We start from the raw sequence: 15,302 nt of genomic DNA, 5'->3' as shown, positions 1-15,302 counted from the left end.
AACTTGCCCCGAGATGAGTTCTCCCTGACTCCTTGAGAGTCCTGAAGGAACGTTGAAGACTACGACGTTGATAGGCTGGGTGTGTAAGCGTAGCGATACGTTGAGCTAACCAGTACTAATGAACCGTGAGGCTTAACCTTACAACACCGAAGGTGTTTTGGTTGAGAGACTAAGATATTTGATTTTCAGCTTGAACCGAGATTTTAAGTTAATGGTTACAGATAAGACTGTGACGGTTGATGAAACAGAATATGCCTGGCGGCACTAGCGCGGTGGTCCCACCTGACCCCATGCCGAACTCAGAAGTGAAACGCCGTAGCGCCGATGGTAGTGTGGGGTCTCCCCATGCGAGAGTAGGGAACTGCCAGGCTCCAAATAAGTGGAAAGCCCTGTACTGACGTACAGGGCTTTTTGCTGTCTGCGATTTGTGAAATTTCCTCGCGATACACTCCAAAAGATTAGCTTGCTCACAATTTTTTAAGTAACTACATTGAAACAGATAACTCTGAGTCGCATCTGTTTTATCTCCTGCTTTACTGGATCTTTGGGCCTTTGCCTATTCAGGAAGACAGGAGAAAATAAAATGACTGAAATAGCAACAACACATCAGGATAAAGCAGCACTTACAGGTTCAGATACACGCCGTCGTATTTGGGCAATTGTAGGGGCATCGTCAGGGAATTTGGTTGAGTGGTTTGATTTCTACGTCTACTCATTCTGTTCGCTTTATTTCGCACACATATTTTTCCCTTCAGGTAATAGCACCACTCAGCTTCTACAAACGGCAGGTGTATTTGCCGCTGGTTTCTTAATGCGCCCAATTGGTGGCTGGTTATTTGGCTATATTGCCGATAAACATGGCCGCAAAAATTCAATGCTAATATCGGTTTGTATGATGTGCTTTGGTTCTTTAGTTATCGCCTGTTTACCCGGTTACTCAACGATTGGTACCTGGGCTCCGGCGCTACTTTTACTGGCTCGCTTATTTCAGGGATTGTCTGTCGGAGGTGAATATGGAACCAGTGCCACATATATGAGTGAAGTTGCGGTAGAAGGCCGAAAGGGATTTTATGCTTCCTTTCAGTATGTAACGCTTATTGGCGGGCAACTGTTAGCGCTTTTAGTTGTCGTTGTGCTACAACAGGTTCTCAGTGAGGGCGAGCTACGTGAATGGGGATGGCGAATTCCGTTTGCGCTTGGAGCTGTGCTGGCTGTGGTCGCACTGTATCTGCGCCGCTCGTTAGATGAAACCTCAGACAAAGCGACTCGGGAACATAAAGATGCCGGGACATTGGGCGGGCTTTGGAAAAATCGCCGTGCTTTTATTATGGTTCTCGGTTTTACTGCCGGTGGTTCGTTAAGTTTTTATACCTTCACGACTTATATGCAAAAGTATTTGGTTAACACTGCCGGGATGCATGCAAATACTGCCAGCGCATTAATGACCTTCGCATTGTTTATATTTATGTTGGTACAACCTTTCTTTGGGGCGTTATCAGATAAGATTGGCCGTCGCAATTCAATGCTCTGCTTTGGTGGATTAGCGACGATAATGACCGTACCAATTCTTACCGCCTTACAAAACGTCACCTCTCCCTACGCGGCATTTGGCCTTGTCATTTTCGCAATGCTGATCGTCAGTTTTTATACATCGATTAGTGGAATTTTGAAGGCTGAAATGTTCCCGCCTGAAGTCCGGGCTTTAGGTGTTGGTTTATCTTATGCAGTCGCAAATGCGCTGTTTGGTGGTTCCGCAGAATACGTCGCGCTGTCCCTCAAATCCGTAGGAATGGAGACGGCATTTTTCTGGTATGTTTCCGGAATGGGAGCCCTGGCATTCCTGGTGTCGTTACTACTGCATCGTAAAGGGAAGGGAATAAAACTCTAATTCGCTAACTGCCATATTGCATAGCCGGTGGCAGCACCGGCTACATCCCACGTGAAATCTTTCCAACTCCAACCGCTCCCAGCCTCGCGGCTATCCCAAAGCTCTTTCGTCGCACCAAGACTTACGGAAAATAAGAATCCAAAGTTTGCGCTACGGGAATCGCTCCAGTTCTGATGGTGTCCATATTCATTCCCTGCAGCGGATAGAATTGCCGAGGCGATAAAGTGCTGAGCTTTATCTTGCCCGTGCCATTGGTCTTGCGCCATATGGCTACAGCCGCTGAGTAGGAATACAGATGGGAGTAAGAAACGGAACATTCACTATCCTCTGACGATAAAAAACCCTGCAAGCAGGGTTTATCAGTATAGCGATGAACTACAGAATACGGCTGATTAACCGGTCGATACGGATTCGGCGCAGGCGGCGAATGAGCTTACGCACTTTTACGGGATATTCCGCAATACTCTGCAAATCACGATAGTGTTGAACGACAGTCGTATGAGTGCGGATCAATTCCAGTTCATGATCGCGTTGTGTCGTGAGCTCATGCTTCGGATCATGAATCAGAATCGCATTCTCCAGATCCAACCGCCATGCTCTTGGGTTCAGGTTATTCCCCGTCAGCAACATCCACTCGTCATCAACCCACATACCTTTCAGGTGGTAACTGTTATCTTCATCTTTCCACAAGCGCACAATTAATTGCCCGCTATTAACGTAATATTGTAAACGGCTAAGGAAGCGGCGAAGGTTTATTTCATAGAGATAAGGTAACGCGCCGATTATCTTAAATGGCTGATCTTCTGGAATATAAAAATCATTCGCCGTTTTGTCACCGACGATAATTTCGACCTGCTTACCTTCACGAAGCAGCTGGATAATATTACGTACCAGCACCGCCGGAAGGTTGAAATAAGGCGTGCAGATAACAAGCTTTTGCTCGGTGCACGGCATCAAATGATAGATAGTTTTATTGAGCAAACTCGTTTTGCCCAGGCCGACTAAAGGCGTAACGGCAAGCTGCTCGTTATCGGCATTTCCCTGAAAATGGAAACTCGCGTCCCGCAATTCCTGGCGGAATAAACGAATATCGTTTTTAATCTCAGGGCTTTTTGGTCTGTGCTGTCTATCGAGGCGATGTACCGCGCGTCCGCGCACCAGATTTTCCTGCATCCACTTATACATAATGTCGGAAAGCTGCGGGTTACAGATAACCTGATAACGGTCATAACGATATTTATCATGCTGATGCAGATAGACATCATTCACACTAGCACCGCTATAAATCACGCAATCATCAACGATAAAACCTTTGAAGTGCAGAACGCCCAACGCTTCTCGAGTATTCACTGGCACGCCGTGAACCGGGATATCGACACCGGGATGTTCCTCGGACATGCGATGATACCAGTCGGCGTTCGTGTTAGTCGCAGCGGCTCCAATTCGGCCACGCTGCGCACGGTGCCAGTCAACCAGAATGGTCACTTCGATTTCCGGGCGTTGCTCTTTTGCCTGGTAAAGGGCCGCTAACACTGCTTGACCCGCATCATCTTGCTCAAGATACAGAGCAACAATACAAATGCGGCGAGTTGCACCAGCAATTTTTTGCAGCAGGACTTCACGGAAATCCGCTGGGGAGAAAAGGGTCTCTACATCATCAACTGACTGAGAAAGCTTCGGCAATTGGGCAAGGTGTTGTTGATGTTTATTGCGTTTAAATTTAGACAACATCACAGTGCGTATCTTCTCTATTCATTGGATGGCCTTCTGCAAAATCCAGACGTCAGAACCTGCTGATAATACCACTACTGACCCGCAAAGTGAGTAAGTTTTCCAGTACCTTACTCACGAATCCATGCTTTTTATCAATGGAAGAGTCAGGCTGACAATGCCATCTTCGAGTTGTATATCGACATCGAATCCCAGTTTTCGAGCCAATGAGACCATGCCACGATTATTTGGCATCGTAATACCGTTCAGACGTTGAAGCCCATGTTCGCCCGTATAGACGATAAGCTTTTCCAGCAGTCGACGGCCTAATCCCAGTCCTTTTAAATCTGAACGTACCAACACGGCAAATTCAGCATCAATGTTATCGGGATCGGAGATTGCTCGCGTTACGCCGATGATCTCATTAGCGCCATTTTGTTGCCGGACAGCAACGAAAGCCATTTCTCGATCGTAGTCGATCTGGGTCATGTTGGCTAAGTCTTCATGGGTAAATTCGTTGATCTCACTGAAATAGCGGTAATAAAGATCTTCTTTGGTCACCAGGGAAATAAACTGTTGGAGCAGCGGTTCATCTTCCGGAAGGATCGGGCGAAACAGGCACTGTTCGCCATTCTTGAGCACCACATTTTCTTCAAGCTGATATGGATAAGGGCGGATAGCCAGCCGTGTTTCCGGGTCGCCCTCGAATTCACCGAGTTGCAATGTGACATCCAGCAATGTGAATTCATTTCCAGAAGCGAGAAGCGGGTGAATATCCAGGCGGCGGATTTCCGGGCAATCGACTATCAGGTTTGAAACCTGAACCAGAATCTGACTGATACCAGGAACGTCCAGAGGGCGTAATGCGCTGCGCCCACGAATTTTACCACTTTTAATCGCCTGGATAACCAGATAGCGAGCGAGGTTCATATTCAACGGAGGTAATGCGACAACCGCTTGCTGATCGGGTCGCCACTCAACGCCGCCTTCGCCCAACATAATCAATGGTCCAAACACGGGATCATGTTCAACCACGATCCTTAGTTCCTGAGCACCAGCGCGATTTGCCATGCTTTGTACTAAAAGCCCGTGGATACGAGCTTGCGGCCAGGCCATCTTTACACGGTCAACAATGGCATCAGCGGCTTGCTGAACCTCTGCGGCGGTTCGCAAATAGAGCATGACGCCCTGAACTTCAGACTTATGAGGGATATCTGGAGAACGCAACTTCAGCGCAACGGGATAACCAATTTGTTCAGCAATATGCACCGCTTCTGCGCTATCGCCAGCAATCCAGGTTGGCAGAGTATTTAATCCATATGCTTGCAAAATAGGGCGGACTTCATGAGTGTCGAGAGAGGTCGCACCTTCATTCAACGCTTGCTGGATAAGTTGGTGTGCCTCACTGGCATTTGCTTTCAGATTGGCAGGCAACGCGGGTGTTTCACGCAGTTGTTTTTGATTTCGACGATATTCCACCATGTGCATAAAAGCGGTAACCGCACCTTCAGGCGTTCGATAGGTGGGTATGCTGGCATCACTGAATAACCGCCTGGCTTCCTGAGACGAAAACTCACCGCACCAGTTGGTGATTAAAGTGATGTATTTCCCACGCGGATGTTTGCGGATTAAGTCGATCAGCGCGGTAGCGCTTTCAGTACCTGGAGCCGCAGCACTCGGCGCATGGATAATCATCAGCGCATCAAAATCCTGGCTATCAAGCAAGATCTCCACGGCGCGAAGATAACGTTCAGGAGTCGCGTCATCACGTAAATCTAATGGATTACCACTCTCAACACTGACGGGTAGAGCACTTTTCAACTTGCCGAGGATTTCGTCATTCAACGTTGCCAGCTTGCCATTACGTAACCACAATTCGTCCAACGCCAGTGCGGCTGGAGCGGCACCATTGCTGATAATCATTAAACGCTCGCCGCGAAGCGGTCGCATATGGCTTAACGTTTCTACTGCCGAAAATAACTCATGCGTGTCCTGAACCCGTAACAAGCCTGCACGCTGAATTGCGGCATCCCAGGCAGCATCAAGGCCAGTATGTGTTTTCAGCAGTTCTTGCGCTCTGGCACTGCGGCCGCTTTTAATCACCAGAATGGGTTTGTTACGTGAAGCACTACGTGCCGCAGACACAAAACGGCGTGCATCGCTCAAATGTTCGAGATAAAGCAAAATGGCGCTGGTTTTAGTATCGCGAGCCAGGTAATCAAGCAATTCATCAACGTCAATATCAAGGCTATCGCCCAGCGCGATGAACCATGAGAAGCCCATTTCACGTTGCTGCGCCCAGTCCAGAATGGTGTTGGAAACGGCGGCTGATTGCGAGATGAAAGCCAATTTACCTTTTTGGATGGGAACCGGTGAGAAGCTCGCATTGAGGCCCTGCCACGGAGCAAGTAAACCCAGGCTGTTTGGCCCAAGTAAACGTATTTGCCACTGTGCAGCGCAGGCCAATAAATCAGGTAATTGCTCAGGGGGAGCCGAGAGAATAATGCAGGCTTTGCAGCCTTTCTCACCAAGCGATTGCAATAATTCCAGGTTACGTTTTGAGTGAGTGCAGATGACAGCGAGATCGGGCGCAAAGGGAAGGCTTGGAATATCTGGCCAGGCCAACACGCCGCAAACCGCTTTATGGCTCGGCGTCACAGGCATTACCGGGCCATTAAAACCGCCAGCCAGAAGATTGCGCATCATTAAATAACCTGCGCGGTCTGTTTTTGCAGAAGCTCCGATTACCGCTATTGATTTGGGGCGCAGTAACGCCTCCAGCCCACGTTGACTCATAGCTCTCTCTCCTGAGAATTAACTCAGTGAGTTTAAACGCTTTCTGGTTCCACTGCTGTGATGCTGGATTGATGATGAGGTTTGCCTGCCAGATACCGCTCACGAAACAGCGTGAAATGTTCGGTCAGGCCAAGGGCTGCTTGTTCATCATCTGCCAGTGCGAGCAATGCCGCAGCGACTTCAGCGGTGCAATATTGCCCGTCAGCATGAGGAACACGCAGGCGATAGGCCGAAACAATACTCAAATCGACTGAAATCACCGGCAGACTATCGAGGTAGGGGCTTTTGCGGAACATCTTGCGTGCTTCGGTCCATGTGCCATCAAGCATAATGAACAGTGGAGGCTTGCCTGATTTTGGCGGAGTCGTTAGCACTTCGCGGCCTTCACTTGCATAAGATGCGGGGAAAACCACCATCGGTTGGTAATCCGGGGAGCTGACTAAATCGATCAGAGCCTGCGGTGGTTCGGTCCGTGACCACTGAAAGGCTTCAGTATCCGGCAAAATATCAGCAATTAATCGCCCGGTATTGCTTGGCTTCATGGGTTCTGTATCGAACATCACCAGGCAAAAACGGCTGCGTGCATTCTGGGGTTGGAGTGTTTCGCACAGGCACTGTTTTAGCGGCAGCAGGCAACGCTGGCAACGGCGTATGCGATTACCACGAGCAAGAAAGGGACGAGTTGCACGCGCCAGGCGTTCAGCGCGAAGACGTAAGACGGCGTTTTCAGTCATCAGATAAACAAGCTTAAAAACGCCATTCTAACGTAGATGATTTCACCAGGCACATTAAACGTGTCCGTGAACTTAGATGTTTTCGTTTAACCAGCTATCAAACGGAGCTTTTGGCATCGCGCCGTTGAGCATGTCGACCATTTCACCTTTTTTAAACACCATAATGGTTGGAATGCTGCGGATACGGAAACGAGCGCTCAGCTCAGGTTCTGCCTCAGTATTCACTTTGACGAAACGGACTTTGCCGCTGCGCTCTTCGGCCACGTCTTCGAATATTGGCGCGAAGTTTACACAAGGGCCGCACCATGGCGCCCAAAAATCGACAACAACCGGCAAGTCGTCTTGCAGCAATTTATCGAGCGTTTGGCTGGTGGCATTGATGACCTCACCGTCAAACAGTTCATGACCACAACGACCACATTTGGCACCGTCGTCAATACGTTCTTCGGGAATGCGATTTATGGCCTGGCAGGCGGCACAAACGGTATTCATAACTAACCTCTTAAGGATGTATCGTCCAACAATGACGATATTCACAAACAATGTTTCTTGTATGTTAAATATTATCGGCGATTAATTAACTGCCAGCCAAGTGATTTATTCGATGAATACAATAGTTATTGGCTTTCGAGCAAAGTTAATGGCTAACCAGTGCCACATCGGGTAATCTGCGCGCCACGCGCTCAGCCAGGTGGAGAAAAGCATGAACGACGAATTTAAAGGTAAAAGCGGCAAGGTCAAAGTGATGTATGTCCGCGGTGACGATGACAGCGAAAAACGCAGCCAAAACCCGCGCACAGGTAAAGGTGGTGGGCGTCCGGCAGCAGCGTCACGTGGTGAGGGCCGTCGTGGTCCACGTCGCGATGATAAACCTGGCGCAGGGCGCGATCGCAATCGTAGCGACGATCGTGACGATCGCGGGGATAACCCGTGGCGTACCGTTTCACGGCCACCAAGAGAAGAAACATTTGAAGCGGGCGAACAAATGGGTGCCAATGGCAGACCTATTGTTGACCCAGAAATCATCCGCCGCCAGCGTGCGGAAGAAACGCGTGTATACGGTGAGAACGCTTGTCAGGCTCTGTTCCTGAGCCGTCCTGATTGCATCGTTCGCGCCTGGTTTATCCAGAGCGTAACCCCACGTTTTAAAGAAGCACTGCGTTGGATGGCGGCAAACCGTAAAGCCTACCATGTGGTTGATGATGCGGAACTCGTTAAAGCATCTGGTACTGAACACCACGGTGGCGTTTGCTTCATCATTAAAAAACGTCGCGGTATCACCGTTGATAGCTGGTTATCTAAAGCGGGTGATGAAGATTGTGTTCTGGCGTTGGAAAACGTAGCTAACCCGCACAACCTCGGCGGCATTATGCGCAGCTGTGCACACTTCGGTGTGAAAGGTTTGCTGGTGGAAGACGCAGCAATGCTGGAGTCCGGCGCTGCAGTTCGTACTGCCGAAGGCGGCGCGGAACACGTTGAAGCGATCAGCGGTGAGACTTTCAACGAAGGTCTGGAGCAATTCCGCAAAGCTGGATATGCAATTGTCACAACATCAAGCCACAAAGGGACTCCGCTGTTTAAAGCTGAGCTGCCTAAGAAAATGGTTCTGGTATTAGGGCAAGAGCGTGAAGGCGTTTCTGATGCGACATTTGAAAGTGCTGACATGAGCGTTGCTATTAACGGCACCGGGAATGTTGAAAGCCTGAACGTTTCAGTGGCAACCGGTGTGTTGTTGGCTGAATGGTGGCGTCAGAACAAAGCGTAATGCTTGTGAGTGAACGCTTTAAAGAGCCAGCGAAAGCTGGCTTTTTTGTCTCTTTATTCTGGTAAAACGGGCATCCAGTCAATGGCGGCTTGGCTTCGTTCAGTCAGATACTGATTGGTTTTAGAGAAGTGCCCGCAGCCGAGAAAACCGCGATGTGCTGAGAGAGGCGAAGGATGAGGTGCCTGCAATACGTGGTGGCGGTTGCGGTCAATAAAGCTTCCTTTCTTCTGCGCATGCGATCCCCACAGCAAAAAGACGACGCCTTCGCAGTGTTCGTTAATTAGCGCAATCACTTTATCGGTGAATGTCTCCCAACCTAATTTTGCATGTGAGTGCGCGTTACCCGCCTCGACAGTGAGTACCGTGTTGAGTAACAGCACGCCCTGACGCGCCCAACTCTCCAGATAGCCGTGGTTGGGTTGCACAAAATCGGCAATGTCACTCTGCAACTCTTTATACATATTCTTTAAAGAAGGTGGCACTGCAACACCAGGCAGAACAGAGAATGCCAATCCGTGTGCCTGTCCCGGGCCGTGATAGGGATCTTGCCCAAGGATGACCACTTTCACATCAGCCAGCTCGGTAAATCTGAACGCATTGAACACGTCTTTCTGCGGAGGATACACCGTGACGCCAGCAGCGCGCCGTTCAGCAACGGTTGTCAGCGTATTAATGAAATAGGGTTGTTGCTTTTCTTGAGCCAGCACATCGTGCCAGGTGAGTGCGTTAGTCATCTCGCTCTCCTGCGATTTGGAATGTGACTAGCTTAACGGCTTCTTTCTCTTAAACAAAATGGATGAGTTGATGATGAGACTCAAACCTAAAAAAAGTTGAAAATTTACATAATTTTTAATTTTAGCTGGCTGCGCTAAGTTGATGTAAAACAAATAAATGATATCATAGGCACATTGATGGCATGGATTTAATTGATTTAAATCAAAGTTTGAAGCCAGTTTGGCTAGTATAAAGATCAGTAACGCAACAATGGTTTTACCAATGAGCCAGTTTATGGCCCGAAATAGAATCACAAAATTAGCCCATAGGGAGAAATAAAATGATTACTGGTATCCAAATTACTAAAGCTGCAAATGATTCACTCCTGAACTCTATCTGGCTGCTGGACAGCGAGAAAGGTGAAGCGCGTTGTGTCTGTGCTAAAGCAGATTTCGCAGAAGACGAAATTGTTCCAGTAAGCAAACTGGGCGAAATTGAATATCGTGAAATCGGTGTGGAAGCAAAACCTGAAGTTCGTGTAGAAGGTGGTCAGCACCTGAACGTGAACGTTCTGCGTCGTGAAACTCTGGAAGATGCTGTTAAACACCCAGAAAAATACCCACAGCTGACTATTCGTGTGTCCGGCTATGCAGTGCGTTTCAACTCACTGACTGCTGAACAGCAGCGTGACGTTATTGCTCGTACTTTCACAGCAAGCCTGTAATTTATAAGCTGTAATCCCGAAAGTACAAAAAGCCGGTGGCATCTGCCTCCGGCTTTTTTTATGGGTTTGATTCAGTAAGTGTTATGAAAGCGTTAAAACCCAAGCTCAAAGCATAAAAAAACCGCCTCATTTGAGACGGTTTTCATAGTGGCTGATGAATTATTCAGCTGACTCGGTTTTCGCGCTGCTTGGTTTACGGCGTTTACCGACATTCTTCTTATCGCGCAGACGAACTTTCACACGCGGTTTCTCTTTCTCGTCTTTTTTCTTCTCTTCACGCTTAGCGAGCACTTTCTTCGACGGCTTGCCAGTGAGTTTCTCACTTGGTGCGCGGGTCGTTGGGCGCAGCTCATCAATCACGCGAGATTTCATTGGTTCTTTCATATAGCGAGTGACTTTGCCGAGCAGCAAATGGTCATGCGCTTCAACCAGAGAAATCGCAGTGCCTTTGAGGCCAGCACGGCCAGTACGTCCGATACGGTGCAGATAGGTATCAGCAGTACGCGGCATATCGAAGTTAAACACGTGGCTGACTTCTGGAATATCAATCCCACGCGCGGCAACATCGGTCGCAATCAGAACGTTCACGCGGCCATCAGTCAAACGCTTGATAGCTTCGGTGCGTTTCATCTGCACCATTTCGCCTTCGAGATAACAGGTGTTAATTCCCGCTTCACGAAGCCACGCAACCAGCTCATGCACACGATCGCGCTTACGCACAAAGACGATTGAACGCGTGGTATCCGGTTGGTTCAGCAAATGCACCAGCAGGGCAGTTTTATGCTCAACGTTGTCGGCACGGTAGTACCACTGGTGGATCTTCTTGCGCTCGCGAGTTGAAGACGTTGCAGAAACTTCAACTGGATCTTCTAACAAACGCTCTGCGAAGTTCTTAATGGCATCGCCTTCAAGCGTTGCAGAGAACAACATAGTTTGTTTGCGCCAGCGAGTTTCAGCCGCAATGGTTTCGATATCCTGCGCAAAGCCCAGATCCAACATGCGATCGGCTTCATCAAGAATCAGTGTCTCAACCGCACGGCAATCAAAGTTTTCTTCTTTGATGTATTGCAGCAGGCGGCCCGTCGTTGCCACGACGATATCCTGATTTTCGCTGAACACTTCAGCGTGGTTCATATAAGCCACGCCACCAGTGATGGTTGCGATATCAAGATGAGTATGTTTTGCCAGTTCACGAGCGTGATCGGCCACTTGCATTGCTAATTCACGCGTTGGCGTGACGATCAAAACACGTGGCGGGCCAGATTTTTTACGCGGGAAATCGACCAAATGCTGTAACACAGGCAGCAAATAAGCGGCTGTTTTACCGGTACCGGTTGGTGCGGAACCGAGGACATCACGCCCTTCAAGTGCAGGTGGAATGGCGGCAGCCTGAATAGCTGTCGGGCGGGTAAAGCCCTTGTCCTGGAGCGCGAGCAACAAGCTCTCGTCAAGTTCCAGTTCGGAAAAAGTGGTTACAGTCATGGTCTTCCTCTATGTAGGGCGCCGATTATAGACGTTATGGCTGCGATCTTCATCTGTTTGTGTGGATAACTGGCGCTTTTCCTGGCAGCAAGTTTCCCCTATGCTACACCCGTTTCTCTACAGGGTAGCTAAGATGTGCAGTCAAAGAGCAGTATTGCGTCGTGATGGATTCACCTTTAAACAATTCTTTGTCGCGCACGACAGATGCGCAATGAAAGTTGGTACTGATGGCACGTTGCTGGGCGCGTGGGTGCCTGTGGCAAATGTGAAAAACGTATTGGATATCGGTACCGGGAGTGGTTTGCTGGCGTTAATGCTGGCGCAACGCACGCCTGATAGCGTCACTATTGATGCTGTGGAGCTTGACCCTGTTGCGGCTGAGCAGGCCGCAGAAAACGCTGCTGGATGCAAGTGGGCTTCACGCATAACCGTTCATTGCGCGGATATTCGCGAGTGGGCGCAACAAGCTACGCAACGCTACTCACTCATTGTCAGTAACCCGCCGTTCTTCTCGCAGGGAAGTGACTGTGCGTCACTTGAACGTGCTCAGGCTCGCTACACCACAACGCTTGATCACAGCGCTTTGTTAAGCAGCGCCGCGCAACTGATTACAGAAGATGGTTTTTTCTGTGTGATCATGCCTGAAACGTCGGGAACCGCGTTTACTGAACTGGCAAAAGCACAGGGATGGTTTGTTCGTTACCGTAACGATATTGCAGACAATGAAACGCGTTTGCCACATCGGGTGATGTTGGCGCTATCACCGACAGACGGTGAGTATTTTACCGAGCGATTAACGATTCGTGGGCCAGACCAACAATATTCCGAAGGTTATTGCAGCCTGACCCAGGATTTCTACTTATTTATGTAGAGCGGCGAAAGAATGCTTGGCCCGGAGTTTTCAGCCAAATCCGGGTAGTCCAGCGTGTAATGCAGACCCCGGCTTTCTTTGCGCATCATCGCGCAGCTCACGATTAACTCGGCAACCTGCACAAGGTTGCGCAGTTCCAGCAGGTTGTTCGACACGCGGAAGTTTGCGTAGTACTCGTCGATTTCCTGCTGCAACATCGTAATCCGCCGTAATGCGCGTTCCAGACGGCGCGTTGAGCGCACAATCCCAACGTAATCCCACATAAACAGGCGCAGTTCATGCCAGTTATGTTGAATCACAACTTGTTCATCTGGGTTGTCGACGCGGCTGTCATCCCACTCCGGTAACTTTCTGGAAATACGGGCATATGGCATACGCTTGATAATGTCTTCCGCGGCAGACCAGCCATAAACCAGGCATTCTAACAGCGAGTTAGAGGCCATGCGGTTTGCGCCATGCAGACCGGTATAAGTGACTTCACCAATTGCATAGAGTCCATCAACATCGGTGCGACCATTTTCATCGACCATCACGCCGCCGCAGGTATAGTGCGCAGCTGGCACAATCGGAACCGGCTCTTTAGTGAGATCGATACCCAACCCCATCAATTTTTCATAAATAGTCGGGAAGTGGTGGCGCACAAACTCTTCCGGCTTGTGGCTGATATCCAGGTACATGCAATCCGCACCCAGGCGTTTCATTTCATGATCGATAGCGCGTGCCACGATATCTCGCGGAGCAAGCTCGCCACGTTCATCAAAATCAGGCATGAACCGTGAGCCATCCGGGCGTTTGAGATACGCACCTTCCCCGCGTAATGCTTCGGTCAGCAGGAAGTTGCGCGCTTGCGGATGGAACAAAGCGGTAGGGTGGAACTGATTAAATTCGAGGTTAGCAACGCGACAACCCGCTCGCCAGGCCATGGCAATGCCATCGCCGGAGGAAATATCTGGATTGGTTGTATATTGATAAACTTTTGATGCGCCGCCGGTGGCCAGTACCACGGATTTCGCACGACAAGTTTCTACTTTTTCGCGATTACGGTTCCAAATCCACGCACCGACTACGCGGCGAGTGCCTGGCAAACCGATTTTGTCAGAAACAATCAAATCGACCGCATTACTGCGCTCGATAACACGAATATTCGGATGGCTCAATGCTTTGCCGACCAGCGTGGTTTCTACTTCTTTACCCGTCGCATCTGCCGCATGAAGAATTCGACGATGGCTATGCCCGCCTTCGCGAGTCAAATGGTAGCTTTCAGCACCATTCGCCTGAACTTCGGTATCAAATAATACGCCTTGATCAATCAGCCACTGCACGCAATGACGTGCGTTACTGGCGACAAACTCCACCGCGTCACGGTCACAAATTCCAGCGCCTGCAATGAGAGTATCTTCTACATGTGAGTCGATGCTGTCCGTTTCATCAAACACAGCGGCAATGCCGCCCTGAGCATATAAGGTAGAGCCTTCGTTAATTGGCCCTTTACTCAGAACAATAACTTTGCAGTTTTCGGCAAGCCGTAAAGCAAGAGATAGGCCAGCAGCTCCGCTACCGACGATTAATACATCACAAGTGAGTTCGGAATTTGCGTTCATCGTGTTTAATTTACTAAACAATGGTTGGGCCAGCATATCACCCGATGTGGGCTGCAACACGCTTTTTTTAAAGTTGTGTTATATGAACTAAACAAGAGGTGGCGGAGATGCCAGTTTCATCTGAATTATGTGCTGAAGAGACCATAATTGTAGTCAGGGCGGCGTTAGTGGCAGATTTTCTGATGAAAAATCATGATTCATGCGATACTCTGCATGCAGTTTAGCGATCGCCTTTTAGGATAAAAAAGGTGCCACCATTTGTGCCATGAAACTTATAATCAAGAAGAGATAATTCGTGGAACAGATCAGGAAAACAAAGGCGTAAGGGAACTTTGCTCAATTCGAGCGTTCCAACCGTGAACTTGCTCATATATGCAGAGTTCGGTTGGCTTTTCAATTACGCGTGGAAATAGGTTTGGGGAGACATTACCTCGGATGAGCGAGCAGTTAACGGATCAGGTCCTCGTCGAACGGGTCCAGAAGGGAGATCAGAAGTCATTCAATTTACTGGTAATTCGTTATCAGCATAAAGTGGCGAGTCTGGTTTCCCGCTATGTACCTTCAGGGGATGTCCCTGATGTGGTGCAGGAGTCTTTCATTAAAGCTTATCGTGCGCTGGATTCATTCCGTGGCGATAGCGCGTTTTACACATGGTTGTACCGCATCGCGGTCAACACGGCAAAAAATTATCTGGTTGCTCAGGGACGTCGTCCTCCATCAAGCGATGTGGACGCAATTGATGCGGAAAACTACGAAAGTGGCAGCGCATTGAAAGAAATATCGAACCCTGAGAACTTAATGTTGTCTGAAGAACTGAGACAAATAGTTTTCCGTACTATTGAGTCACTTCCGGAAGATTTACGTATGGCAATTACGTTGCGGGAGTTGGATGGTTTGAGCTATGAAGAAATAGCCGCCATCATGGATTGCCCGGTAGGGACAGTGCGTTCGCGTATTTTCCGTGCACGGGAAGCTATTGATAATAAAGTTCAACCGCTTATCAGGCGTTGACGATAG

At 49.1% G+C, this 15,302-nt stretch carries 14 protein-coding genes and 2 rRNA genes; 8 read left to right on the top strand and 8 right to left on the bottom strand.

The genetic code is table 11. The features are described 5' to 3' along the window. The 3 genes from D6029_RS14105 to D6029_RS14095 all read left to right on the top strand — a co-directional run. Positions 1 to 140: ribosomal RNA gene (locus D6029_RS14105) — 23S ribosomal RNA — on the top strand; the annotation flags it as partial. A 114-nt stretch (positions 141 to 254) separates the two neighbouring features. Then, positions 255 to 370: ribosomal RNA gene (rrf, locus tag D6029_RS14100) — 5S ribosomal RNA — on the top strand. 213 nt (positions 371 to 583) lie between these two features. Then, positions 584 to 1,888, top strand: coding sequence for an MFS transporter (locus D6029_RS14095; RefSeq protein ID WP_120065357.1), 1,305 nt, complete (start codon positions 584 to 586; stop codon positions 1,886 to 1,888). Here the strand turns inward: D6029_RS14095 and D6029_RS14090 are convergent. The 5 genes from D6029_RS14090 to trxC all read right to left on the bottom strand — a co-directional run bounded on the left by D6029_RS14090 (position 1,885) and on the right by trxC (position 7,620). Further along, entirely contained in the window at positions 1,885 to 2,205 is a 321-nt protein-coding gene (locus D6029_RS14090) for a YfiM family lipoprotein (RefSeq protein ID WP_120065356.1), read from the bottom strand. The two genes, D6029_RS14095 and D6029_RS14090, sit on opposite strands and share 4 nt — an antisense overlap. A 58-nt stretch (positions 2,206 to 2,263) precedes the next feature. Then, positions 2,264 to 3,619, bottom strand: a complete 1,356-nt coding sequence (gene pssA / locus D6029_RS14085) for a CDP-diacylglycerol--serine O-phosphatidyltransferase (protein ID WP_120065355.1) — start codon at positions 3,617 to 3,619, stop codon at positions 2,264 to 2,266. A gap of 114 nt (positions 3,620 to 3,733) precedes the next feature. Further along, a complete protein-coding gene (locus D6029_RS14080) occupies positions 3,734 to 6,394 on the bottom strand; it encodes a bifunctional acetate--CoA ligase family protein/GNAT family N-acetyltransferase (protein WP_120065354.1) in 2,661 nt (886 codons plus the stop codon). A gap of 32 nt (positions 6,395 to 6,426) precedes the next feature. Next, entirely contained in the window at positions 6,427 to 7,128 is a 702-nt protein-coding gene (locus tag D6029_RS14075) for a tRNA-uridine aminocarboxypropyltransferase (RefSeq protein WP_120065353.1), read from the bottom strand. 72 nt (positions 7,129 to 7,200) lie between these two features. Then, the gene (gene trxC / locus D6029_RS14070; RefSeq protein WP_120065352.1) at positions 7,201 to 7,620 is read right to left on the bottom strand and encodes a thioredoxin TrxC; all 420 of its coding nucleotides are present in this window, start codon (positions 7,618 to 7,620) and stop codon (positions 7,201 to 7,203) included. A 211-nt stretch (positions 7,621 to 7,831) separates the two neighbouring features. Between trxC and D6029_RS14065 the strand changes: the two genes are divergently transcribed. Further along, a complete protein-coding gene (locus D6029_RS14065; protein WP_120065351.1) occupies positions 7,832 to 8,893 on the top strand; it encodes a tRNA/rRNA methyltransferase in 1,062 nt (353 codons plus the stop codon). A 53-nt stretch (positions 8,894 to 8,946) separates the two neighbouring features. Here D6029_RS14065 and ung read toward each other — a convergent pair whose 3' ends face one another. Beyond that, positions 8,947 to 9,627 carry a uracil-DNA glycosylase gene (gene ung, locus D6029_RS14060; protein WP_120065350.1) on the bottom strand — a complete coding sequence of 227 codons (681 nt, stop codon included), beginning with the start codon at positions 9,625 to 9,627 and terminating at the stop codon, positions 8,947 to 8,949. Between the two features lie 320 nt (positions 9,628 to 9,947). Between ung and grcA the strand changes: the two genes are divergently transcribed. Next, complete coding sequence (grcA, locus tag D6029_RS14050) at positions 9,948 to 10,331, top strand: autonomous glycyl radical cofactor GrcA (protein ID WP_120065348.1); 384 nt, start codon at positions 9,948 to 9,950, stop codon at positions 10,329 to 10,331. A 159-nt stretch (positions 10,332 to 10,490) separates the two neighbouring features. Here the strand turns inward: grcA and srmB are convergent, their stop codons facing one another. Continuing rightward, a complete protein-coding gene (gene srmB / locus D6029_RS14045) occupies positions 10,491 to 11,813 on the bottom strand; it encodes an ATP-dependent RNA helicase SrmB (RefSeq protein ID WP_120065347.1) in 1,323 nt (440 codons plus the stop codon). A gap of 133 nt (positions 11,814 to 11,946) precedes the next feature. Between srmB and trmN the strand changes: the two genes are divergently transcribed. Continuing rightward, positions 11,947 to 12,684, top strand: a complete 738-nt coding sequence (gene trmN / locus D6029_RS14040) for a tRNA(1)(Val) (adenine(37)-N(6))-methyltransferase TrmN (RefSeq protein WP_120065346.1) — start codon at positions 11,947 to 11,949, stop codon at positions 12,682 to 12,684. Here the strand turns inward: trmN and nadB are convergent. Further along, a complete protein-coding gene (gene nadB, locus D6029_RS14035; protein ID WP_120065359.1) occupies positions 12,669 to 14,285 on the bottom strand; it encodes an L-aspartate oxidase in 1,617 nt (538 codons plus the stop codon). The genes trmN and nadB overlap by 16 nt on opposite strands. Before the next feature lie 356 nt (positions 14,286 to 14,641). Here nadB and D6029_RS22850 point away from each other — a divergent pair, with 356 nt between their 5' ends. Together D6029_RS22850 and rpoE are read left to right on the top strand one after the other, a co-directional pair. Next, entirely contained in the window at positions 14,642 to 14,698 is a 57-nt protein-coding gene (locus tag D6029_RS22850; protein ID WP_370090880.1) for a hypothetical protein, read from the top strand. 22 nt (positions 14,699 to 14,720) lie between these two features. Continuing rightward, positions 14,721 to 15,296: an RNA polymerase sigma factor RpoE gene (gene rpoE, locus D6029_RS14030; protein ID WP_034497749.1), complete on the top strand. Its 576-nt coding sequence runs from the start codon at positions 14,721 to 14,723 to the stop codon at positions 15,294 to 15,296. The last annotated feature ends 6 nt before the right edge of the window (positions 15,297 to 15,302 follow it).

It is taken from the genome of Buttiauxella izardii, from assembly GCF_003601925.1.
Classification (GTDB): domain Bacteria; phylum Pseudomonadota; class Gammaproteobacteria; order Enterobacterales; family Enterobacteriaceae; genus Buttiauxella; species Buttiauxella izardii.
The sequence above is the reverse complement of the archived record's forward strand: the minus strand, read 5'-3'. Positions and strand labels throughout refer to the sequence as shown.